This window comes from Thiobacillus sp., from assembly GCF_018780105.1.
Lineage (GTDB): Bacteria > Pseudomonadota > Gammaproteobacteria > Burkholderiales > Thiobacillaceae > Thiobacillus.
Genome location: NZ_JADMKC010000005.1, coordinates 221,150 through 242,294, shown reverse-complemented (window position 1 = coordinate 242,294; position 21,145 = coordinate 221,150). Strand labels below are relative to the sequence as shown.

At 63.1% G+C, this 21,145-nt stretch carries 21 protein-coding genes; 4 read left to right on the top strand and 17 right to left on the bottom strand.

Annotated features, from left to right (window positions below):
- Window positions 1–35: 35 nt before the first annotated feature.
- The 13 genes from lolA to IV098_RS05420 form a co-directional block, all read right to left on the bottom strand.
- Window positions 36–644, bottom strand: coding sequence for an outer membrane lipoprotein chaperone LolA (gene lolA / locus IV098_RS05480; protein ID WP_296886810.1), 609 nt, complete (start codon window positions 642–644; stop codon window positions 36–38).
- Window positions 645–709: 65 nt separating this feature from the next.
- On the bottom strand, window positions 710–904 hold the full coding sequence (locus IV098_RS05475; RefSeq protein WP_296886809.1) for a DUF2892 domain-containing protein: 195 nt from the start codon (window positions 902–904) through the stop codon (window positions 710–712).
- A gap of 104 nt (window positions 905–1,008) precedes the next feature.
- Window positions 1,009–3,066 carry a sodium-translocating pyrophosphatase gene (locus IV098_RS05470; protein WP_296887087.1) on the bottom strand — a complete coding sequence of 686 codons (2,058 nt, stop codon included), beginning with the start codon at window positions 3,064–3,066 and terminating at the stop codon, window positions 1,009–1,011.
- 64 nt (window positions 3,067–3,130) lie between these two features.
- The gene (locus tag IV098_RS05465) at window positions 3,131–3,343 is read right to left on the bottom strand and encodes a hypothetical protein (protein ID WP_296886808.1); all 213 of its coding nucleotides are present in this window, start codon (window positions 3,341–3,343) and stop codon (window positions 3,131–3,133) included.
- A gap of 130 nt (window positions 3,344–3,473) precedes the next feature.
- Window positions 3,474–4,730 carry a 6-phosphofructokinase gene (locus IV098_RS05460; RefSeq protein ID WP_296886807.1) on the bottom strand — a complete coding sequence of 419 codons (1,257 nt, stop codon included), beginning with the start codon at window positions 4,728–4,730 and terminating at the stop codon, window positions 3,474–3,476.
- 74 nt (window positions 4,731–4,804) lie between these two features.
- Window positions 4,805–5,170: a hypothetical protein gene (locus IV098_RS05455; RefSeq protein ID WP_296886806.1), complete on the bottom strand. Its 366-nt coding sequence runs from the start codon at window positions 5,168–5,170 to the stop codon at window positions 4,805–4,807.
- Between the two features lie 10 nt (window positions 5,171–5,180).
- Window positions 5,181–5,834, bottom strand: coding sequence for an adenylate kinase (gene adk / locus IV098_RS05450; protein ID WP_296886805.1), 654 nt, complete (start codon window positions 5,832–5,834; stop codon window positions 5,181–5,183).
- A gap of 103 nt (window positions 5,835–5,937) precedes the next feature.
- Window positions 5,938–6,696, bottom strand: a complete 759-nt coding sequence (gene kdsB, locus IV098_RS05445) for a 3-deoxy-manno-octulosonate cytidylyltransferase (RefSeq protein ID WP_296886804.1) — start codon at window positions 6,694–6,696, stop codon at window positions 5,938–5,940.
- Between the two features lie 2 nt (window positions 6,697–6,698).
- The gene (locus IV098_RS05440; RefSeq protein WP_296886803.1) at window positions 6,699–6,887 is read right to left on the bottom strand and encodes a Trm112 family protein; all 189 of its coding nucleotides are present in this window, start codon (window positions 6,885–6,887) and stop codon (window positions 6,699–6,701) included.
- Window positions 6,868–7,977, bottom strand: a complete 1,110-nt coding sequence (locus IV098_RS05435; protein WP_296886802.1) for a diguanylate cyclase — start codon at window positions 7,975–7,977, stop codon at window positions 6,868–6,870. Before IV098_RS05435 ends, IV098_RS05440 begins: the two co-directional genes overlap by 20 nt.
- Window positions 7,964–8,998, bottom strand: coding sequence for a tetraacyldisaccharide 4'-kinase (gene lpxK, locus IV098_RS05430; protein ID WP_296886801.1), 1,035 nt, complete (start codon window positions 8,996–8,998; stop codon window positions 7,964–7,966). Before lpxK ends, IV098_RS05435 begins: the two co-directional genes overlap by 14 nt.
- A gap of 11 nt (window positions 8,999–9,009) precedes the next feature.
- Window positions 9,010–9,426 (bottom strand): biopolymer transporter ExbD, encoded by a 417-nt coding sequence (locus IV098_RS05425; protein ID WP_296886800.1) that lies wholly within the window; start codon window positions 9,424–9,426, stop codon window positions 9,010–9,012.
- Window positions 9,427–9,698: 272 nt separating this feature from the next.
- The gene (locus tag IV098_RS05420) at window positions 9,699–10,304 is read right to left on the bottom strand and encodes a MotA/TolQ/ExbB proton channel family protein (RefSeq protein ID WP_296886799.1); all 606 of its coding nucleotides are present in this window, start codon (window positions 10,302–10,304) and stop codon (window positions 9,699–9,701) included.
- Window positions 10,305–10,640: 336 nt separating this feature from the next.
- Between IV098_RS05420 and xseA the strand changes: the two genes are divergently transcribed.
- A complete protein-coding gene (gene xseA, locus IV098_RS05415) occupies window positions 10,641–12,065 on the top strand; it encodes an exodeoxyribonuclease VII large subunit (protein WP_296887085.1) in 1,425 nt (474 codons plus the stop codon).
- Here the strand turns inward: xseA and miaA are convergent.
- Window positions 12,029–12,991 (bottom strand): tRNA (adenosine(37)-N6)-dimethylallyltransferase MiaA, encoded by a 963-nt coding sequence (gene miaA / locus IV098_RS05410; protein WP_296886798.1) that lies wholly within the window; start codon window positions 12,989–12,991, stop codon window positions 12,029–12,031. The genes xseA and miaA overlap by 37 nt on opposite strands.
- Window positions 12,992–13,148: 157 nt before the next feature.
- Between miaA and IV098_RS05405 the strand changes: the two genes are divergently transcribed.
- A complete protein-coding gene (locus IV098_RS05405) occupies window positions 13,149–14,168 on the top strand; it encodes a class I fructose-bisphosphate aldolase (protein ID WP_296886797.1) in 1,020 nt (339 codons plus the stop codon).
- Between the two features lie 69 nt (window positions 14,169–14,237).
- Here the strand turns inward: IV098_RS05405 and IV098_RS05400 are convergent, their stop codons facing one another.
- Window positions 14,238–14,693: a ligand-binding protein SH3 gene (locus IV098_RS05400; protein WP_296886796.1), complete on the bottom strand. Its 456-nt coding sequence runs from the start codon at window positions 14,691–14,693 to the stop codon at window positions 14,238–14,240.
- A 158-nt stretch (window positions 14,694–14,851) separates the two neighbouring features.
- Complete coding sequence (locus tag IV098_RS05395) at window positions 14,852–15,214, bottom strand: S24 family peptidase (protein WP_296886795.1); 363 nt, start codon at window positions 15,212–15,214, stop codon at window positions 14,852–14,854.
- Window positions 15,215–15,433: 219 nt separating this feature from the next.
- On the opposite strand from IV098_RS05395, the gene IV098_RS05390 reads away from it, so the two are divergent.
- Entirely contained in the window at window positions 15,434–17,338 is a 1,905-nt protein-coding gene (locus IV098_RS05390; RefSeq protein WP_296886794.1) for an alkaline phosphatase PhoX, read from the top strand.
- A 3-nt stretch (window positions 17,339–17,341) separates the two neighbouring features.
- Here the strand turns inward: IV098_RS05390 and IV098_RS05385 are convergent, their stop codons facing one another.
- A complete protein-coding gene (locus tag IV098_RS05385) occupies window positions 17,342–18,265 on the bottom strand; it encodes a histone deacetylase family protein (protein ID WP_296886793.1) in 924 nt (307 codons plus the stop codon).
- A gap of 127 nt (window positions 18,266–18,392) precedes the next feature.
- Here IV098_RS05385 and IV098_RS05380 point away from each other — a divergent pair, with 127 nt between their 5' ends.
- A complete protein-coding gene (locus tag IV098_RS05380; protein WP_296886792.1) occupies window positions 18,393–21,071 on the top strand; it encodes a bifunctional acetate--CoA ligase family protein/GNAT family N-acetyltransferase in 2,679 nt (892 codons plus the stop codon).
- Window positions 21,072–21,145: the final 74 nt, after the last annotated feature.

Sequence of the window (21,145 nt, the reverse complement as noted above, 5' to 3'; positions counted from 1 at the left end):
AGTGCGCGGGCGCGGCGTGGGATTGGAACAGGTCGTCAGTCACCAATGATGTCGGCCCCCTGGGGCGGAGTGAACTTGAAACGGGACGGTGGAATCAGCGGATTGCGCGAAAACCGGCTCAGTTTAAGCGTGGTGCGCTGGCCAAAATAATCATACATTTCCATTTGCACCAGCACATCGCCCCTGAAGCCCATGCGGATGCGCTCGAAAGTCGTGTCGCGATTCTTCGGGGTGGCGTCCAGCCATTCCAGCCCTCCGCTCTCTCCCGCATTTTTCAGGCTGAAATATTTTTCGATGGCGTTATCGCCGGCCAGCAAGGCCGCCGGCGTACCGGCCACGACGTCGCCCAGCGCCTTGACGGAAACCTGATCCAGATCCGCGTCATAAAGCCACAGCTTGACGCCGTCGCTGACGATGACCTGCTCATAAGGTGCAACATAATCCCAGCGGAACTTGCCGGGGCGGGCAAACATCATTTTCCCGCTGGCTTGCTGGGTGATCCGGCCGGACTTGTCCGAGACGGTCTGGGTGAAATCGGCTTCGGCCGTTTTCGCACCGATGACAAAGGCTTTGAGGCGATCGACTCCACCGGCGTGGGCGGCGCCGCTGAGGGCCAGCGCAAAGGCTACTGAAATGAATCGCATGGAATGTCCCAAAAAAAGTGCGCCCGACGGGCGCACTTTGCATGACCCTGCAGAAGGCTGAAAGTTTATTTCACTTTGCAGGTTTTAATGCCGAACGGCAGGTATGCCGGACACCAGCCGAAGATCGCGGTGAGCAACACAATGAAACCAATCGGGCCGGCAACCATCATCGGACCGGTCGGTGTCATGGCCCAGTAAATCAGGCCAATGCCCACTACAGCACGAACGATACGGTCGATACCGCCTACATTTTTTGCCATCTTCTGCTTCCTCCTATGTTATTTGATAGTCGTCCCGAGTTGCCGGCCAGATGCAGCGCCAGCAAAACAAGACGAAGCTTAACGTATTTCAATCCGCATCGGTTTTACATGATCAGCGGCACGATCAGCAGCGCCACAATGTTGATGATCTTGATCAGCGGGTTGACAGCCGGGCCGGCGGTGTCCTTGTAGGGATCACCCACGGTGTCGCCGGTGACGGCGGCCTTGTGCGCCTCGCTACCCTTACCGCCGAAGTTGCCTTCCTCGATGTACTTCTTGGCGTTGTCCCACGCGCCACCGCCGGTGGTCATCGAAATCGCCACGAAGATGCCGGTGATGATGGTGCCGACCAGCACGCCGCCGAGCGCCTGCGCGCCGAGGGTGAGGCCGACGATGACCGGCACCGCGACCGGCAGCAGCGAGGGTACGATCATTTCCTTGATCGCGGCCTTGGTCAGCATGTCGACGCAGGTGCCGTATTCGGGCTTGGCCGTGCCTTCCATGATGCCGGGGATGCTCTTGAACTGGCGGCGCACCTCCACCACCACAGAACCGGCGGCGCGGCCGACCGCTTCCATGCCCATCGCGGCGAACAGGTAGGGCACCATGCCGCCGATGAACAGGCCGATGATGACCATGTGGTTGGACAGGTCGAAGGTCATGGCCTGGGCAAGCGGGTCGGCCAGCAGCGCCTTGGCATTGATCGCGTGCGTGTAGTCAGCGAACAGCACCAGCGCGGCGAGGCCGGCTGAACCGATGGCATAGCCCTTGGTGACGGCCTTGGTGGTGTTGCCGACGGCGTCGAGCGGATCGGTGATGTTGCGGATGTTGTCCGGCAGACCGGCCATTTCGGCGATGCCGCCGGCGTTGTCGGTGATCGGGCCGTAGGCGTCGAGCGCGACGATGATGCCGGCCATCGACAACATCGAGGTGGCGGCGATGGCAATGCCGTACAGGCCAGCCAGCGCGTAGGCGCCCCAGATGGCAGTACAAACCGCCAGCACCGGCAGTGCGGTGGATCGCATCGACACGCCGATACCCGCAATCACGTTGGTGCCGTGACCGGTGGTGGAAGCCTGCGCGATATGACGCACCGGGCCGTATTCCGTGGCGGTGTAGTACTCCGTGATGACCACCATGGCGGCGGTCAGCGCCAGGCCGATCAGGGTGGCGAAGTACAGGTTCAGCGAGGTCACCAGCTCGCCGCCGATCATCACGCCCTCGCCCAGCATCCAGTTGGTGATGGGATAGAACGCGACCGCGGCCAGCACGCCCGACACGATCAGGCCGCGATACAGCGCGTTCATGATCTTGCCGCCTTCGCGTGCCTTGACGAAGTAGGTGCCGACGATGGAGGCGATGATGGAGAAACCGCCCAGCACCAGCGGATAGATCACCGCTTCGGGCGAACCGGTGATCAGCAGGCCACCCAGCAACATGGTGGCGATGATGGTCACAGCGTAGGTTTCAAACAGGTCGGCGGCCATGCCGGCGCAGTCGCCAACGTTGTCGCCCACGTTATCGGCGATCACCGCGGGGTTGCGCGGGTCGTCCTCGGGGATGCCGGCTTCGACCTTGCCCACCAGGTCGGCGCCGACGTCGGCACCCTTGGTGAAGATGCCGCCGCCGAGTCGGGCGAAGATGGAGATCAGCGAGCCGCCGAAAGCCAGGCCGACCAGCGCGTGGGTCGCGGCTTCGGTGGTTTCTCCCAGCACCAGGGTCAGCACGGCGTAGTAGCCGGCGACGCCGAGCAGGCCAAGGCCCACCACCAGCATGCCGGTGATGGCGCCGCCCTTGAAGGCGACGTTGAGCGCGGCGTTGAGGCCTTGCGAAGCGGCCTGCGCGGTGCGCACGTTGGCGCGCACCGAGACGTTCATGCCGATATAGCCGGTGAGGCCGGAGAGGACAGCGCCGAGGGCGAAACCGACCGCGGTTTGCCAGCCCAACGTAACGAAGATGGCGATCAGCAGGATCACGCCAACGATCCCGATGGTCGTGTATTGCCGGTTCAGATACGCCGATGCGCCTTCCTGCACCGCAGCTGCGATTTCGCGCATGCGGTCGTTGCCGGTCGGCAAACCGAGTATCCATTTGATCGATACAACCCCGTACAGCAGTGCAAGCACTGCCGCGACCAGGGCGAACAGCAAACCTTCATTCATCATTCTTGTCTCCTCCAAACGTCCATAAAAAAACGGCAGCTTGCGCCGCCGTCACCCATCCCTACTATTTCCCCATTGCCAGGCCGCCTTCAAACCGCGTACCCGGCGAAAACCCGAATATCTGGTCGAGATGCAGCTCACGGATACATTCATCCACCGCCGCCTGTCCATGCTCACGCTGCACTTCGGACAGGATCAGCTTGGCCGAATTGCCGTTGTAGAAGCCGCCGAAGTCGGCCTGTACTTTGAGCAGTTGTTTGGCGCGGTCGAGTGTCATTGTTTAGGGGTCAGGATTCAGGGGCCAGGGGTCAGGGAATGTGCGGCTGCGCCGCGATTTAATTTAAGGGCGCGGGCCATGCCCGCACCACCCCTGATCTCTGAATCCTGACCCCTGATCCCCCTCCCTCTTAAAGTTTGAATGCCGCCAGTTTCTTTGCCACGGCGACGTTCTTCAGCGTGACATACACCGGCAGGCCATCCGCGTACTTCGGATAGTCCTCGCCCTGGATCAGCGGCGTCAGGTAACGCTTGCACTTGGGCGTGATGCCGAAACCGTCCTTGGTGATGAAGTCGCGCGGCATGAATTTCTCGACGTTGGCGACATCCTTCAGGTCCGCCACACCGATCTTGTATTTGTACGGCGAATCCGAAATACGGTCGACCGTCGGCATCACCGAGTTATGGCCCTTGATCGCCAGTTCGACGGCTTTCTTGCCGAGTTCGTAGGCCTGCTTGACGTCGGTCTTCGACGCGATGTGACGCGCGGCGCGCTGCAGGTAGTCGGCAACGGCCCAGTGGAACTTGTGACCGAGCGCGTCCTTGATCATGTTGGCAACCACCGGGGCGGCGCCGCCCAACTGGGCATGGCCGAAGGCATCGCGTGTACCCTGCTCGGCGAGGAAGGTGCCATCGGGATAGTGGCAGCCTTCGGAAACCACCACAGTGCAGAAGCCGTGTTCCTTGACCAGCTTGTCGACGCGGGCGAGGAATTTCTTCTGGTCGAATTCGATCTCGGGAAACAGGACGACGACAGGAATGCCATGGTCTTCCACCAGCCCGCCGGCAGCGGCGATCCAGCCGGCGTGGCGACCCATCACTTCCAGCACGAAAATCTTGGTTGAGGTCTTGGCCATCGACTTCACGTCGAAGCTGGCTTCCAGCGTGGACACCGCAATGTATTTGGCGACCGAGCCGAAGCCGGGACAGCAGTCGGTGATCGGCAGATCGTTGTCGACCGTCTTCGGCACGTGGATCGCCTGGATCGGATAGCCCATCGCTTCGGACAGCTGGCTGACCTTGAAGCAGGTATCGGCCGAATCGCCGCCACCGTTGTAGAAGAAGTAACCGATGTTGTGCGCCTTGAACACTTCGATCAGGCGCGCATATTCACGCTTGTTGGCTTCCAGCGATTTGAGCTTGAAGCGACACGAGCCAAAAGCACCCGACGGCGTGGAACGCAGCGCGGCGATTGCGGCATCGGTTTCCTTGGTGGTGTCGATCAGATCTTCGGTCAGCGCGCCGATGATGCCATTGCGGCCGGCATAGACCTTGCCGATCTTGTCCTTGTGCTTGCGCGCGGTTTCGATCACGCCGCAGGCCGAGGCATTGATGACGGCGGTCACGCCGCCGGACTGTGCGTAGAAGGCGTTCATTTTTTTCGCCATGGTGAGTCTCCTCTATTTTTTTGAAAAAGAATGCGTAAAAAAGCCAGCCTCTTGCTGCGGGCTGGCTTGATCGATCAACCGTTGCCGGACACCTCGTCCTCGGCGAGCCGCTTGGCTTCTTCGTCGGCCTGCATTTTCAGCAAGGTGGTGACGCAGTCGCCGATGTCGTCATATTCCTCGCGCCCGGTGGAAAAGCGATCGCGGATGCGGTAGAAAAACATGCTGCGGTAGCGCGAATCGCCGGTCTTCGACAACACAAAGTGACAGCCGCGTTCGAGCCAGTAAAAACCTGGACATAGCGTCAGTTCGCGGTCATCGATGTAAAGGCGGATTTCAGTTTCGACGTCCTGAATTTCGACGTCATGGCCGTAGCGCTCCTTCACCGCGCTGGAGACGATCCAGCGCTCGGTGTCGGTCATCGGCGCAATCTGCTGCGGCATGTGACCCCGGTCAGGCCAGCGCTGCGAAAATCGCGTCGCGAATGCCTTCCACTTTACCGACGCCGGAAACCTTCACGTATTTGGGTGCGCCGGCTTCGCCGCGCGCGGCCCAATCGCCGTAGTACTTCACCAGCGGCTCGGTCTGGGCGTGATACACATCGAGACGCTTTTTGACCGTGTCTTCATGGTCGTCGTCGCGCTGGATCAAGTCGTCGCCAGTGGCGTCGTCCTTGCCGGCCACTTTGGGCGGATTGAACACCACGTGATAAGTGCGGCCCGAAGCCACGTGCACACGACGGCCCGACATGCGCTTGACGATTTCCTCGTCGGCGACATCGATCTCGACCACGTAATCGATCGGCACACCGGCTGCCTTCATCGCCTCGGCCTGCGGAATGGTGCGCGGGAAGCCGTCGAACAGGTAGCCGTTCTTGCAGTCCGCTTCGGTCAGCCGCGACTTGACCATACCGATGATGATGTCGTCGGAAACCAAGCCGCCCGCATCCATGATGGCCTTGGCCTTCATGCCGAGTTCGCTGCCGGCCTTGATCTGCGCGCGCAGCATGTCGCCGGTAGAGATCTGCGGAATGCCGTATTTTTCCTTGATGTAATTGGCCTGGGTACCTTTGCCGGCGCCAGGGCCGCCCAACAGAATCAAACGCATTGCATATCTCCCTTGAATTATGGATGTGTCAAACCGCAGTAGCCTAAGGCAAGCCTCGCCTGCGCAACACTAAAAATTACTTATTGCGGGATTCAAGAGGCTGCTATGCAGCGTCAAACAGCGCACGAACCCGCGTCAGGTCTTCGGGCGTATCGACGCCCGGGGCGGGCGCGCTGGGGGTGACTCCGAGGCTGATGCGGTAGCCATGCCACAACACCCGCAACTGCTCCAGCATTTCGTGGCGTTCCAGCGGCGAGACGGCGAGGCTGGCATACGTGCGCAGAAAGCCGGCGCGATACGCATAGAGGCCGATATGTCGCAGGGCGCCCAGGTCATGCGGCATTGTCTGCTGCGAAGCGAAGGCATCGCGTGGCCACGGAATCGGCGCGCGGCTGAAGTACAGCGCGTAACCGGCCTCGTCGGCCACGACCTTGACGACGTTGGGATTGATAAAATCCGCATGGTCATGGAGCGGGTGAGCCAGAGTCGCCATCACGGCATCCTGGTGCAGCACCAGCTGTCGCGCCGCTTCGCGGATCAGCGCCGGATCGATCAGCGGCTCGTCGCCCTGCACGTTGACCACCAGGGTGTCATCATCCCAGCCCAGAGTTTCGGCAACCTCGACCAGACGTTCGGTTCCCGACTGATGGTCGGGCGAAGTCATCAGGACCGGATAGCCCGCTGCCGCCACCGCCTGTTGCACGCGGCTGTCGTCGGTCGCCACCACAACCGACTCGGCGCCGGCCTGCAGGGCGCGCTCCACCACATGCAACACCATGGGGCGCCCGCCAATATCCGCCAGCGGCTTGCCGGGCAAACGGCTCGACGCGTAGCGCGCGGGAATCACCACCCGGAAATGCATGCTCAGACCTGTCCGTGGATTTCGTCCGCTTCGAGCGGGCGCGCCTCTTCCGGCAACATCACCGGGATGTCGTCACGGATCGGATAGGCGATACGGCACGCCGGGCACACCAGTTCATGGTCGGACTTTTTCCAGTTCAACGGGCCTTTGCAGACCGGGCACACGAGAAGATCAAGAAGTTTCGGGTTCATCTGCAAGGTTCCTGTAAAACGGCTGCGCCTTCGCCTCGGTGGGCTGTTGCGACTTTTTCTGATAAAGGTTGATATCTGCAACCGACAGCAGGGTCATCAGGTCGTGGCCATCCTGCGGCGCGTGAGCCACCCCCAGGCTCACACCCATTGGCAGGCCATTGCTCTGGCTCCATGCCTGGATCCGCGCGTCTATGCGTTCAAATATCTGCTGCATCGCGGCGTCGCTGCGCACGGGCAAAATGGCGACAAATTCGTCGCCGCCCCAGCGGCCACACACCCCCATCTCGACCGATTCGTTGAATATCTGGGCAAACTCGGCCAGCACGCGGTCCCCGACGCCGTGGCCATAACGGTCGTTGACCATCTTGAACTGGTTGAGGTCGGCAAACAGCACCGTGGCCGGGTTGCCTACGTTGGCTTTGTCGAAAAGGCTGTCTGCCGCTGCCAGCAAACCGTGGCGATTGAGCAAGCCGGTCAGGGCGTCAAAGCGGCTGCGGTAGTCGAGTTGTTGGCGCTGACCTTCGATCCGCCCCATCAGGATGTAGGCGTAAAGCGCCAGCGAAATCCAGAACACGCCAAAAAACACATCGCCGGCGCTGATCTCGAAACCGCCCATGCGATAGCGGAAAGCAAACGAAACCGCCATCCCCAGAAAAGCGCCACCGAGCACTTCGGCGAACAGGCGCATGCCGTAGCGCATGCCATTGCCCAGCAACACCATCAGGAAGGCCAGCGCCGACGGCGGGATGGGATTGGGATCATGAATCACGCACAGGGTCACGATCAGGAGATCGGCGGCCATCGCGCCGCGGATATTCTGCAGCGTGACGCCTTTCAGGGCCTGGCGAAAGAACCAGGTGTTGACTGCGAAATAAACCCCCAGCGCGATCAGCAGCTGCTCGATGCTGAACAGCACCGGTGGCACGCTTTCCAGCGTCGAGAAATAAATGACCGCCAGCGCAAAGAACAGGTAGCGCGTAAAGAACTGGGTGACAATTTCCGTACGGTCGGGCATCCAGAAGCCGGCGTCGCCGGCCTCCGACTCCCAGCGGCAGGGATGGCGGCGATCGCTCCAGTCAGAATTGTTCATCTTGCATCTCCCTGCGCACGCGTGAGGGCAGTTCTTGTTCGATGCGTGCACTTAGCCAATCGATGAATCGGGGTTCAGGGGCGACATCCAGCTGCAACGCCCACCATTGGTGTCCCGCAAACGACAGGCATTTTACCGCGTCTTTTTCGGTCATCACCACCGCGCCATCGGCCGGCAGATCCTGTGGCCGAAACGCGTGGTGGTCGGGAAATGCGCGTGGCGTAAAGCGTATGCCCGCTGCCTGCAGCATGTCGAAGAAGCCTTGCGGACGGCCAATGCCGGTCGCGGCGAGCCAGTCTTGCTGCGGCAGCGCGTGCAGCGGGCGGGTTTCCCTGGGGTCGCCCAGCCGGTATGCCGAGCCGGCGCTGAAATCGACGCGCCAGCTCGCCACCGGCAGATCCGTTCGCAGCAGGGTAGCCCCACGCACCACCTGAACCACCGCATCGACCTGCTCGAGACGGCGGCGCGGTTCGCGCAGCGGCCCGGCCGGCAGCGGCCAGCCGTTACCGAGTCCGCTCGCCGCATCCACCACCGCCAGCTCGATGGTGCGCTGCAGGCGGTAGTGCTGCAGGCCATCGTCGGACACCAGCACATCGATCTCCGGATGCCGTTCCAGCAGCATGCGTGCCGCGGCCACCCGATCACGTCCTACCACTACCGGGACAGCTGTTTTGAAACGGATAAGCAACGGCTCGTCACCCACTTCGGCTGCCGGGCTATCGACTTCCACTTCGACGCAGCCGCGCGCTGTCCCGCCATAGCCACGACTGATCACGCCGGGATAATAGCCCTGGCTGCGCAGCCAGTTCACCAGCCAGATGGTCAGCGGGGTTTTGCCGCTGCCGCCCGCCGTGATGTTGCCGACGACAATCACCGGCACGCCTGCGGCACGGGAGGCCAGCCAGCCGCGCCGGTAAGCCAGCCGGCGCAGCCCGGACACGACGGCAAAGAGCAGGGACAACGGAGAGAGCAGCACCGTGAACACGCCCGTGCGCGCCCAGAGATGCTGTAAGGGAAACACGGGGGAACGCTTTAGGGAGCGGTTTGGGTGGCGAACGTAATGCGGACGAGGCCCGCCTGGCGCGCCGCCTCCATCACATTGACCACGGACTGATGCGTCGCGCGCGCATCGGCGTTGATCACGATCACCGGATCGTTCTGGCTGCCGGCGGCCTGCTTCAAGGCCACGGCCAGGGCGTCGACCGAGGCATCGCCAATTGCATTGGCGTCGATCTGGTAACGGCCATTTTCAGCCACCGCCACTTCGATCTGCTTGGGCGGGTTGGGCGTCGGCGCAGCGCTGCTGCTGGGCAAATTGATCTTGAGTTCGGCGAAGCGCGCGTAGGTGGTGGTCACCGCCAGAAAAATCACGATCACCAGCAGAATGTCGATGAAAGGAATCAGATTGATTTCCGGATAGTCTTCCCGACGGCCGCGACGAAAGTTCATGGGATAGAGCCTGTTTCAGTAGGAATCATGCCCCGCGCCGGTTGCCTGCGGGATGCAGTGCAAGGCACGGGGAGCGAAGTTTGGTTGTTCCAAATGAGTGACCCGCAACGCGGCAATGCGCCCGCAGGCAACCGGCCCTTTGGGTTGAGACCAGGATCGGCGTCTGCGGCGTTGCGACGCTTGGCAATGGATGACCATTGCCAGCGCGCCGCGCCTTGCATCCATCCGATCCTGGTCTCAACGCGGGGCATGATTCCTGCTGAACCAGGCTCTCATTTCCGGTCGCCGTGAACGATTTCCACCAGCTTGATCGCCTGCTGCTCCATGTCGACCACCAGCGATTCCACCTTGCTGCGGAAAAAACGGTAGGCAATCATGGCCGGGATGGCGACGATCAGACCGAACGCGGTGTTGTACAGGGCGATGGAAATGCCATGCGCCAACTGGCCGGGGTTGGTGCCGCCGCCCGTCTGCGCACCGAAAATCTCGATCATGCCGATCACCGTGCCCAGCAAGCCCAGCAAGGGCGCCATGCTGGCGATGGTGCCGAGCGAGGTCAGGAAACGGTCGAGCTCGTGAGTCACGGCGCGACCGGATTCCTCGATCGACTCCTTCATCACCTCGCGCGAATTGTTGGAGTTCTTGAGCGCCGTCGCAAAAATGCGGCCGAGCGGCGAGCTCTCGGTCAACTGCTTGAGCAGCTCGGCGGGTACGCCGCGTTCCTGATAGACCTTGATCGTTTCCTGCAGCAGTGTGGCGGGCACGACTTCCTGGGTGCGCAGGCTGTAGGCGCGCTCGATGATGATGGCCACCGCGATGACAGACGCCAGAATCAGCGGAAAGATCGGCCAACCGGCCGCCTCAATGATGGCAAACACTGAATACCACTCCCAATAAAACAACAGACGAAATGTAGCGCCCGCGTACCTGTTTCGGCAAGCACCAATTGTCGAAGCCGATGCGCTGTCGAACCAGTCGAGTTCTCCACAATTGATGTGGATAAGTCTGTGAGGAACCGCCAGACGGGTACGCTAAACGCCCGCCCACAAAGGAAAAAGTGCTTCGGCCCAAAAAATAACCAATGGGCTTAGCTGTTAAATATCAACGGTTTACGATTATTCATTCAACGTCAATAGGGTTTGACACATTATTTTCATGAAAGATTGATGACTGTGAATGAACCCGCCGAAGCCGAACCCGCTATCCTGCGCGCCATGGATTTGATCGACGACCTATTCGACAGCGCCCCTGCCCTGCCCGTCCTCACCGTCAGCGAACTCAACCGCATGGCGCGCCGCGTCCTGGAGTCGCAGCTGCCGCTGCTGTGGGTGGAAGGCGAAGTCTCCAACTTCATCCGCGCGGCATCCGGCCACTGGTATTTTTCGCTCAAGGATGCGGGCGCCCAGGTGCGCTGCGTGATGTTTCGCGGCCGCAACCAGTTTGCCGGCTTTACCCCGGCCAACGGCGACCACGTCGAATTGCGCGCCCTGCCCACGCTGTACGAGGCGCGCGGCGAATTCCAGCTGGCCGGCGAAGCAATCCGCCGCGCCGGCGCCGGGCGCTTGTACGAAGCCTTCCTCAAACTCAAGGCCAAACTCGAAGCGGAAGGCCTGTTCAACCCGGAGAACAAGCGCAGCCTGCCGCGTTTTCCGCGCTGCATCGGCATCGTCACCTCGCCGCAGGCCGCCGCCCTGCACGATGTCCTGACCGCGCTGGCCCGCCGCATGCCGGGTTTGCCGGTGATCCTCTACCCCACGCCGGTACAGGGCGCGGGCGCCGGTGCGCAGATTGCCGCAGCCATCCGCAGCGCCGGGCAGCGCGCCGAATGCGACGTGCTATTGGTCTGCCGCGGCGGCGGCTCGCTGGAAGATCTGTGGGCGTTCAACGACGAAGCCGTGGTGCGCGCGATTGCCGCCAGCCCGATGCCGGTGATCTCCGGAGTCGGCCATGAAACCGATTTCACCCTGGCGGATTTCGCCGCCGATCTGCGCGCGCCCACGCCGACCGCAGCGGCCGAACTGGCCAGCCCGCTGCGCCTGGAACTGCTGTCGCAGCTCACGCAACTGGCGCGGCAACTCCAGCACCACCTCAGCCGCAAACACCAGCACGCCATGCAGCGGCTGGATTTTCTGGCACGCCGCCTGGTTCACCCTGCCGAACACCTGCGCCAGCAGCAGCTTGGCCTCGCGCGTCTCAGCCAGCGGCTCGGCCACAGCATGCGCAACCAGCTCGCCCATGAACAGCTGCGCACAAGCCAGCTCAGGCAGCGGCTGGTCACGCCACGTCGTCGCATTCAACTCGAACAAGTCCAATTGAATGCGCTGCAGACCCGCGTCCAGCGCGCGACGCACACCCTGGCGCTACAACGCCGCTCGAATCTGGCGTGGCTGGGCAGCAGTCTTGCGCATCTCAACCCGGAAGGCGTGCTGGCGCGCGGCTACAGCATCGTCCAGCAGGCGAATGGGCGCGTGGTGCACGATGCGGCCAGCCTGCACGCAGGCGACAGCCTGCACATCCGCCTGCACCGCGGACAAGCCACGGCCACAGTGAATTCTGTGCAGGCGGATTCTGTTCAGGCAGATTCAGTTCAAGCAAACCCCGTTCAGACCGATTCGCCGCCCGAACCGGATCGCAAATGAAGCGCGACGCGGGCGAACGCCTGCGTTTCAAGATCATCCGCCAGACAATCCAGTGCCACTGCATCCGGCCATGAGCGCAGCCAGGTCAGCTGGCGCTTGGCGAGCTGGCGCGTCGCGGCCAGCCCCTGTTCGCGCATTGTGTTCAGATCGATCTCTCCGTTGAGATACGTCCACGCCTGCCGATAGCCCACCGCCCGCATGGCCGGCAAATCGGCCGTCAGCCCGGGCAACTGGCGCAGGGCTTTCACTTCCTCGATCAAGCCTTCGCCGAGCATCGCATCGAAGCGCGCAGCAATGCGCTGGTGCAAAACCGCACGGTCGGATGGGATCAGGGCAAGCTGCAACACCCGGTAAGGCAGCGCTGTTTGCACCCGATCGAGCAGCGCCGACATCGGCTGGCCGGTCAGCTGAATGATTTCCAGCGCACGGCCGATGCGTTGCGCGTCGTTCGGCGCCAGCCGGGCCGCAGTTGGCGGATCAAGCCGCGCCAGATCGGCATGCAGCGCCGGCCAGCCACGCCTGGCCGCCTCGGCTTCCAGTTGCTGCCGCAACTGCGCATCGGCACGCGGCAGGTCGTCGAGTCCACTCAACAGCGCGCGGAAATACAGCATGGTGCCGCCCACCAGCAGTGGCACTTTGCCGCGCGCCACGATGTCGCGCATCAGGCTCAACGCATCGTCGCAAAACGCGGCCGCCGAATACGCCTCGGTGGGATCGCGAATGTCGAGCAGATGATGCGGCGCGCGCGCCAGCGTGGCGGCGTCGGGTTTGGCCGTGCCGATATCCATGCCGCGATACACCAGCGCTGAATCGACGCTGATGATTTCGAGCGGAAAACGTTCGACCAGACTGACCGCCAGCGCAGTCTTGCCGGAGGCAGTGGGACCCATCAGGAAAATGGCGGGGGGAAGGCTGGGTGCAGACATGGGGCGCGATTATCCCCCAGCCTGACGGCCGCTGCCGATGACAGCAAGCGGTTCGGCGCGTCTCGACCTGCGAAATGCATTCATCAGGGTCTACAGTGCTAAGCAAGGGCGTCAACAGATTCCCTAAGCGCATTCATCCTTATCCGAGGGTCACCCCATGAATATTGTCGAACTCAAGTCCGTGGCAAACGCCATCGTGGCGAAGCAAAAGGGCGTGCTGGCGGCTGACGAAAGCAACCCCACGATCAAGAAGCGTTTCGATTCAATCCAGGTGGAATCCACCGAGGAGAATCGCCGGCGCTACCGCGAAATCCTGTTCACCGCCGACGGCATCGAGCAGTACGTCGGCGGCGTCATCCTGTTTGACGAAACCCTGCGTCAGAGCACGCGCGAGGGCGTCCCCTTTCCCACGCTGCTGTCGAGCCGCGGCATCATCCCCGGCATCAAGGTCGACCAAGGCGCCAAGGCGCTGGCGCTCTGCCCCGGCGACAAAGTGACCGAGGGACTCGACGGCTTGCGCGAGCGGCTCGCCGAATTCAGGCAACTGGGCGCGCAGTTCGCCAAGTGGCGTGCGGTGATCGAAATCGACGAGCGCGACATTCCCTCTCAATTCGGTATTCGCGCCAACGCCCACGCGCTGGCGCGCTATGCCGCGCTGTGCCAGGAGGCCGGGCTGGTGCCGATCGTGGAGCCGGAAGTGCTGATGGACGGCGCTCACGGCATCGAGCGCTGCGAGGTAGTGACGGCCCAAGTGCTTGAGGCGGTGTTTGCCGAACTGGACGCCCACCGGGTGCAGTTCGAGGGCATGCTGCTGAAGCCGAATATGGTCATTGCCGGCAAGAAGTGCGCGCGCCAGGCTGGCGTGCAGGAGGTGGCCGAAGCGACGCTGCGCTGCCTCAGACGCTACGTACCAGCGGCGGTGCCGGGGATCGTGTTCCTGTCCGGCGGGCAAAGCGCGGAGGACGCGACCGACCACCTCAATGCCATGAACGCGATGGGCACGCAACCGTGGCAGGTCAGCTTTTCCTACGGCCGCGCGCTACAGGCGCCGGTGCTGGCCGCGTGGCGAGGCCAGGAAAGCAACGCCGCCACCGCGCAGCAGGCGCTGCTCAGACGCTGCGAGTTGAACGGCCTGGCCCGCGACGGAAAGTATGACCGCGCCATGGATCATGGCTAAAAGAACGCGAAAGACATCCATAAAAAAACGGCGGGATGAACTCCGCCGTTTTCACTGTCACGAACCGGATCAGTCCGCGTTGGCGTACTGCTCCTTGGCCTTGCGGGCCGCCGCGATTTCTTCAGGGCCGTAGGCCTTGCCGGACCACAGCATTTCGTAGGCGATTTCCTCGTTGCCGTTTTCGCACAGGTCCAGCACTTTCTGGAACAGCGGCTGGAAGGTGGCGGAACGGTGCGATTTTTCGTGGTTCTCGAACGTCGTCCAGAACGTCACGATCAGCGCTTCCTTGCCTTTCATCTTGCTTTCCACCGCCTGCCCGATGGTCGAGCCTTCGTTGGAAACGTTGCCGGAATTCAGCGCAACAAAACCGCCCACAAAACCGGTATCCGAATGATAGGTCTTGACGTTTTCACACAGGAAAGCGACCCGCTCCTGCAGGTCGTCCACGGAGAATTCGGGTTTCAGGATCACCCGGTTCACTGTGACGACGCCATCGCTCGGGAAATTCGCAATCAGTCCACTCATGGTTCACTCCTTGGGTTGGGTTGAGATGAAACTACGCATTCAGTTTCATATACCCGAGTGATTTAGTCAACTAATTTATTCAAATAATTGATGCGTACATCAATAGAACTGATAAATAGCCGACGCCCAGCCTGTTTGCGGCCCGACGCCGCGGACGATCAGATATAACGCTTCTGTTCGCTGCGCTTGCCGGGGTTCTTTTTCATGATGACCACGCCCTTGGCCACGTCGATGTCCGCCACCGGAATGTTCTCGTAGACCGGGTTCAGCGGCTTCAGCATCCAGCCGTCATCGTGCTTCACGATCTGGCGGAAAATGTACTCATCGTTCACAAACGCCACCACGTAGGATCCGTCCTTCACCAGCCCGGACGGCTCGACCACGATGATTTCGCCTTCGGCAAACTCGGGCAGCATGGAATCGCCCAGCACCATCAGCGCATAGGGTTCGGCGCTGGAACAGTTGCTGGCTTCGTTGATATCCTGAATCGGGATGGTTTTACGTTCGGTGCGTGCGTTCATGGCAATCTCGCTGGTTTAATCAGCCCAAGCTTATATACAAAACGCGCCTGCGCAAAATGCAGGCAGGTGCAGAAAACCGCAATGCATTCAAGGATATTGGCTGGATTTCTGCAAGCATGCGGATGTCATGGCCTTGTCACGCCCACTTGCTAGTTTGAGCCTGCCTCATTCCCGGCTTGCGCAGTATCCTGTTCCCGCCAACCCCGTCTGTTTATCCCCATGACCGAACCCGTTTCCCGCTCGCGCCGCCGCGCCCTGCAACTGCTGACCGGCATGCCGCTGTTGCCGCTGGCGGGCCTGCCTCGCCACGCCGTTGCCACGCTGGAGGGCCAGCCGCTGCGCTACCGGTTCGGCGGAATGGCGGCACCGACGCTGGCCCAGCCGGCGCAGATGGCCGAAGTATTCGTCGCTTCGACGCTGACGCGCGGCAGCGTCGCCGACGCACCGACCTACGCGCTGGGCTACGAAACCTTTTTCCTGACCGGCGACAGCGTGCCGCGCACCGGCGGCGGCCGCGTTGTTGCGGGCGGCTATTTCGACATCCACAACGCGCCCATTCCCGACGCCTCCGCGCCGGACAAGCGCCAGCTGTTCTCCGACTGTCCCGATGGCATGAGCCTGCTGCAGGTGCCGGGCGCGCGCTCGCCGCGCCGCGGCCACAACCGCCTGTTCGCCGTGGTGCAGTTCGAATACGCCAGCAAAAACGCCGCCGGCGAATCGATGTTGCGCCTGCTGCCCTCGCCCATCGCCGTGCTGACGCTCGACCAGCACAGGCAGAGCGGCACGCTCAGCCTGGTGAGCTACGCCCCGGTCGACACCCGCAGCGTGAACGGCCTGTGGATCACCTGCGGTGCCAGCCGTTCGCCCTGGAACACCCACCTGTCGAGCGAGGAATACGAACCCGACGCCACCACCCTCGCCAGCAACGCCCGTTTCAAAACCTTCAGCCAGAATCTGTACGGCGATCCGGACAAGGCCAACCCCTATCACTACGGTCATCTTCCCGAAGTCACCGTGCACCCGGACGGCAGCGGCAGCATCCGCAAGCACTACTGCATGGGGCGCATTTCGCACGAACTGGTGGAAGTGATGCCGGACGCGCGCACGGTGCTGATGGGCGACGACGCGACCCACGGCGGCTTCTTCATGTTCATCGCCGACCGTGCACGCGACCTGTCGGCCGGCACGCTGTACGTGGCGAAGTGGCTGCAGAAGTCTGCCGAAAAAGGCGGTGCGGCCGACCTCAAATGGATTCGCCTCGGCCACGCCAGCAGCGAACAGATCGAAGCGCTGGCCAACCGCTGCCGCGCCGCCGACATCGTCGACGTCAAGACCGCCGACCCGTCCGATCCCGCCTACACCCCGATTCCGTTCAGCGGCAAAACCCAGTGGGTTCGCTTCGTGCCCGGTCAGGAACTGGCCGCGGCCTTTCTCGAAACGCACCGCTACGCCGCCTTCAAAGGCGGCAGCCTCGGCTTCACAAAAATGGAAGGCACCACGCTCAACGCCCGCGACAAGATCGCCTATTCCGCGATCAGCTCCGTGCAGACAGCCATGACCGACGGCTCCGGCGGCATCGCCATCGAGGGGCCGCTGGCCGGCATGGTCTACGCCTGGAAGCTCGACGGCGGCCAGGCCGACGACAGCGGCGCCCCGATCGCCAGCGCGTGGGTCCCGGTCAGCGGCGCCCCGCTGCTGCTCGGCGAAGACCTCACCACGCCCGACGCGCTGGGCAACCTCGCCCATCCGGACAAGATCGCCAACCCGGACAACCTGAAATTCAGCGAAGCGATGCGCACCCTCTTCATCGGCGAGGACAGTGACCGCCACGTCAACAATTTCCTGTGGGCCTACAACGTCGACGACGGCCGCCTGTCGCGCCTCCTGTCCTGCCCGTCCGGCGCCGAATCGACCGGCCTGCAGGCGGTCGGCGACCTCAATGGTTTCAGCTACATCATGAGCAACTTCCAGCACCCGGGCGACTGGGTGCTGAAGGAAAAATCCACCCGGCTGCATGCCCAGGTGCACGCCACGCTGGACCCGATCGTGGCGGCCCGGTACCGCGGCAAATTCAGCGCCGCGGTCGGCTACCTCACCCTGAGCCGCCGCGTTCGGCCGGGCTAGTGGCTACAAGTCCGCCAGCGTCCTGATATGCGCGGCCACGCTGCGCCCCAGTGCGCTGAGCGCATAGCCGCCTTCCAGCACCGAGACGATGCGCCTCCCGGCATGGCGGGCGGCAACGTCCATCACGCGTTCGGTAATCCAGATGTAGTCCGCCTCGACCAGGCCGAACTGCGCCATGTCGTCCTCGCGATGGCCGTCGAAGCCGGCGGAAAAAAACAGCATCTGCGGAGCGAACGCCTCCAGCCGCGGCAGGATGCGCGCGCTGAAGGCTTCGCGGTAGGGCTCGCCGCTGGTGCCCGCCGGCAGCGGCACATTGACGATATGCGGGTTGACCGTGTCGGCACCGCTGTGGGGATAAAACGGATGCTGGAAAGTGGAGCACAACATCACGCGCGGCTCCTCGCTGAAAATGTCTTCGGTGCCGTTGCCGTGATGAACGTCGAAATCAACGATGGCGACCCGTTCCAGCCCGTGCGCCGCCAGCGCATGCGCCGCCGCCACGGCGACGTTGTTGAAAATGCAGAAGCCCATGGCCTGATTGCGGGTGGCGTGATGGCCGGGCGGACGGCAGGCGACGAAGGCGTTGCGGACTTCGCCGCGCATGACCAGATCCACCGCCCGCACCGCGCCGCCGGCGGCGTGGCGCGCCGCGTCCAGGCTGAACGGGTTCATGCTGGTGTCGGGATCCAGCGCGTGGAATCCCTCGCGCGGCGACGCCGCCTCGACAGCGTCGATATAGGCGGCGTCGTGCACCCGCAGCAGCTGGCTGCGTTCAACCGCGGGCGCATCGTGATGCGACAGAAAATCGAACAGCCGGGCGGTATGCAACTGGTCGTCGATCGCGCTCAGGCGCGCGGGGCTTTCCGGATGCCAGCTGCCCATTTGATGCCTGGCGCAGCTGGGATGGGTGATGTAGGCAGTCGGCACGGCGCAAAATAAATAAGGTAAGCGGCTTAACTATACGCCCGGCGGGATGGCGTCGTCATACGGGATGGCCTAGCATGGGCTGTCGCCGCACGGCCCCCTGATTGCACTCACCTGTCCCCATAAAACCATGCCCCAACATTATCTGCACCCCCTGTTCAATGCCCGTTCGGTCGCGGTGTTTGGCGCCAGCGAGCGCGAAGGTTCGGTCGCCAGCATCCTGTTCAACAACCTGCGCACAGCCGGCTACAGCGGGCAGGTTTATGCGGTCAACCCCAAGCACGACACGGTGTACGGCACGCGCTGCTATGCCGACGCCAGCCAACTGCCGGAAACGCCGGAACTCGCGCTGATCGCCACCCCGGCGGCGAGCGTGGTGCAGATCATGGAGGAATGCGGTCAACGCGGCATCCGCCACGCCATCGTGTTGTCGGCGGGTTTCCGCGAGGTTGGCGCCGCCGGCCTGGCCATGGAAGAAGCCCTGGTGGCCGTGGCCAAAAAACACGGCATCCGCTTCATCGGGCCCAACTGCCTCGGCATCCAGCGCCCCGCCATCGGGCTCAACGCCACCTTCAGCCAGGGCGCCACCCTGGTCGGCGACCTCGCGCTGGTATCGCAATCGGGCGCCCTCTGCACCGCCATGCTCGACTGGGCGGAAACCAACGGCATCGGCTTTTCCAGCGTGATCTCCACCGGCGCCTCGGCCGATCTGGATTTCGGTGAAATCCTCGACTACCTGGCCTGCGACAGCCAGACCCGCGGCATCCTGCTGTACATCGAAGGCATCCGCGATGCGCGCCGCTTCATGAGCGCGCTGCGTGCAACCGCCCGCTTCAAGCCGGTGGTCATGGTCAAGGTCGGGCGCCATGCGGCGGGGTCGAAAGCGGTGCTGTCGCACACCGGCTCGCTGGTCGGCTCCGACGCCGTGTTCGACGCGCTGGTGCGGCGCGCCGGCGTGGTGCGGGTGAACACCATCCTGCAGCTGTTCGCCTCGGCGCGCGCGCTGTCCAGCCATATCCAGCCCACCGGCAACCGGCTCGCCATCGTCACCAACGGCGGTGGTCCCGGCGTCATGGCAACCGACTGCGCAGTGGACCTGGGCGTGCGCCTGGCCGAACTGGCGCCGGCCAGCATCGACACGCTCAACGCTGCGCTGCCGGCCAACTGGTCGCACGGCAACCCACTCGACATCATCGGCGACGCCGGCGCCGAGCGTTACCGCGCGGCGATGCAGGCCTGCCTGGCGGACGAAAACGTCGACGGCGTGCTGGTGATGCTGACCCCGCAGGCCATGACCAAACCCACCGAAGCGGCGCAGGCCGTGGTGGAAGTGGCGCAGACCTCAAGCAAACCGGTGCTCACCTGCTGGATGGGCGAAGCGCAGGTGGCAGACGGACGCCGCCTGTTCAAGCAAGCCGGCATTCCCTACTTCACCACGCCGGAACCGGCGGTCGAGGTGTTCTCCTACCTGTCGGCGTTTTACGAAAACCAGCGCCAGCTGATGCAAACCCCCGGGCCGCTGTCGCAGGCCGCCGCGCCCGACGTCGAAGGCGCACGCCTCATCATCGAGAACGCACTGGCGCAAGGTCGCCACCTGCTGAACGAAGTGGAATCGAAGGCGCTGCTGTCGGCCTTCCATATCCCGATTGCACAGACTTTGATTGCCCGCACCCCGATGGAAGCGATGCTGATGGCGCAGCAGATGGGCTTTCCGGTGGTGATGAAAATCAACTCGCCCGACATCACCCACAAATCGGACGTCAACGGCGTGCGCCTCGGCCTGTCCAGCGGCCAGGCCGTGCGCGCCGCGTTTACCGAGATGCTGGCCGACATCGCGCGGCTGCGGCCCGACGCCGCGCTCGACGGCATGGTGATCGAACCCATGTCGGTGCGCCCGCATGCGCGCGAAGTGCTGCTCGGCATGACCTCGGACCCGGTGCTGGGGCCGGTCATCGTGTTCGGCGCGGGCGGCGTCGACGTCGAGGCTTTCAAGGACCGCGCGGTCACCCTGCCGCCGCTCAATCACTACCTGGCCCGCGACCTCATCAAGCGCACCCGCGTCGCCACCTTGCTGGGGCCGTTCCGCAACCGCCCGCCGGCCGACATGGCCGCGCTCGAGAACGTGCTGCTGCGGCTGTCGGAAATGGTCTGCGAGCTGCCCTGGTTGTCCGAGCTGGACATCAACCCGCTGCTGGTCGACGAACACGGCGCCCTGGCGCTCGACGCGCGCGTCATCATCGCGCCGCGCGTCCCCTCCGCCGACCGCTACGGCCACATGGCGATCCATCCCTACCCGGCCCATCTGGTCACGCACTGGCAACTGCCCGGCGGCAACGATGTGCTGATCCGCCCGATCCGACCCGAAGATGCCGAGCTGACGCAGGATTTCGTGCGCAGCCTGTCCGAGGAAACCAAGTATTTCCGCTTCATGGATGCAGTGCGCGAACTGTCGCCCAGCACGCTGGCGCGGCTGACGCAGATCGACTACACGCGCGAAATGGCCTTGCTGGCGCTGACCGAAATCGACGGCAAGGAAGTGGAACTGGGGGTGGCGCGCTATGCCATCAATCTGGATGGCGAATCCTGCGAATTTGCCCTGGTGGTCAGCGACCACTGGCACAAGCAGGGCATCGGCCACAAGCTGATGGACGTGCTGATGGACGTGGCGCGCGGCAAGGGCATCAAAACGATGGAAGGCGAAGTGCTGACGATCAACCACAGCATGCTGCATCTGGTGGAAAGCCTGGGGTTCCATATCGAACCCCACCCCGAAGACGACGGCGTGCGCAGGGTTTCGCGCAGCCTGTAACCCCCCGCCTAGCAGCCTGTCGGGCTTGAAGATAATCGGCTGCAAATCCGCCTGGCCGGTCCATATTTCACCGC

Excerpts from the sequence above, each read along its gene's own strand:
- lolA (WP_296886810.1), bottom strand. The coding sequence starts at position 644 with ATGCGATTCATTTCAGTAGCCTTTGCGCTGGCCCTCAGCGGCGCCGCC.
- IV098_RS05475 (WP_296886809.1), bottom strand. The coding sequence starts at position 904 with ATGGCAAAAAATGTAGGCGGTATCGACCGTATCGTTCGTGCTGTAGTG.
- IV098_RS05470 (WP_296887087.1), bottom strand. The coding sequence starts at position 3,066 with ATGAATGAAGGTTTGCTGTTCGCCCTGGTCGCGGCAGTGCTTGCACTG.
- IV098_RS05465 (WP_296886808.1), bottom strand. The coding sequence starts at position 3,343 with ATGACACTCGACCGCGCCAAACAACTGCTCAAAGTACAGGCCGACTTC.
- IV098_RS05460 (WP_296886807.1), bottom strand. The coding sequence starts at position 4,730 with ATGGCGAAAAAAATGAACGCCTTCTACGCACAGTCCGGCGGCGTGACC.
- IV098_RS05455 (WP_296886806.1), bottom strand. The coding sequence starts at position 5,170 with ATGCCGCAGCAGATTGCGCCGATGACCGACACCGAGCGCTGGATCGTC.
- adk (WP_296886805.1), bottom strand. The coding sequence starts at position 5,834 with ATGCGTTTGATTCTGTTGGGCGGCCCTGGCGCCGGCAAAGGTACCCAG.
- kdsB (WP_296886804.1), bottom strand. The coding sequence starts at position 6,696 with ATGCATTTCCGGGTGGTGATTCCCGCGCGCTACGCGTCGAGCCGTTTG.
- IV098_RS05440 (WP_296886803.1), bottom strand. The coding sequence starts at position 6,887 with ATGAACCCGAAACTTCTTGATCTTCTCGTGTGCCCGGTCTGCAAAGGC.
- IV098_RS05435 (WP_296886802.1), bottom strand. The coding sequence starts at position 7,977 with ATGAACAATTCTGACTGGAGCGATCGCCGCCATCCCTGCCGCTGGGAG.
- IV098_RS05425 (WP_296886800.1), bottom strand. The coding sequence starts at position 9,426 with ATGAACTTTCGTCGCGGCCGTCGGGAAGACTATCCGGAAATCAATCTG.
- xseA (WP_296887085.1), top strand. The coding sequence starts at position 10,641 with ATGGATTTGATCGACGACCTATTCGACAGCGCCCCTGCCCTGCCCGTC.
- miaA (WP_296886798.1), bottom strand. The coding sequence starts at position 12,991 with ATGTCTGCACCCAGCCTTCCCCCCGCCATTTTCCTGATGGGTCCCACT.
- IV098_RS05405 (WP_296886797.1), top strand. The coding sequence starts at position 13,149 with ATGAATATTGTCGAACTCAAGTCCGTGGCAAACGCCATCGTGGCGAAG.
- IV098_RS05400 (WP_296886796.1), bottom strand. The coding sequence starts at position 14,693 with ATGAGTGGACTGATTGCGAATTTCCCGAGCGATGGCGTCGTCACAGTG.
- IV098_RS05395 (WP_296886795.1), bottom strand. The coding sequence starts at position 15,214 with ATGAACGCACGCACCGAACGTAAAACCATCCCGATTCAGGATATCAAC.
- IV098_RS05390 (WP_296886794.1), top strand. The coding sequence starts at position 15,434 with ATGACCGAACCCGTTTCCCGCTCGCGCCGCCGCGCCCTGCAACTGCTG.
- IV098_RS05380 (WP_296886792.1), top strand. The coding sequence starts at position 18,393 with ATGCCCCAACATTATCTGCACCCCCTGTTCAATGCCCGTTCGGTCGCG.